The following is a 322-nucleotide window of genomic DNA, read 5'->3' on the forward strand; positions in this document are numbered from 1 at the left end:
ACCGGCGCAGGGCGATGATGTCTTCAAAGACGAAGGCAAAATCGAAGTGGGCATCATCAAGGCCGAAGTCCCGAACGCCACGTTCGAGAACCTGGTTATCGGCGGCCCAGCTTCGGTGAACGTCACCGACACCATCAGCAAGGTCACCGCGGTGCTGTCTGTGGATAACAACACCGTGGTCGAAGGTGGCAAGATCACCTATACGGTCACCTTGGTGAGCGAAGACAGCAGCCTGCCAGTCACTGGTCACGGTGGTGTGACCGTGACCCTCACCGGTGGCACCCAGGTGTTCATCGCTGCCGGCTCCGCCAGCGGCACCGTG

1 protein-coding gene is annotated in these 322 nt (G+C 60.6%); it reads left to right on the top strand.

Annotation, left to right across the window (positions count from 1 at the left end; all coding sequences use genetic code 11):
- The coding region (locus IAE36_RS23510; protein WP_201214977.1) for an immunoglobulin-like domain-containing protein at window positions 1-322 on the top strand (322 nt) is incomplete at both ends.

Origin of the sequence: Pseudomonas sp. S36, assembly GCF_016647875.1 — a bacterium.
Classification (GTDB): Bacteria; Pseudomonadota; Gammaproteobacteria; order Pseudomonadales; family Pseudomonadaceae; genus Aquipseudomonas; species Aquipseudomonas parafulva.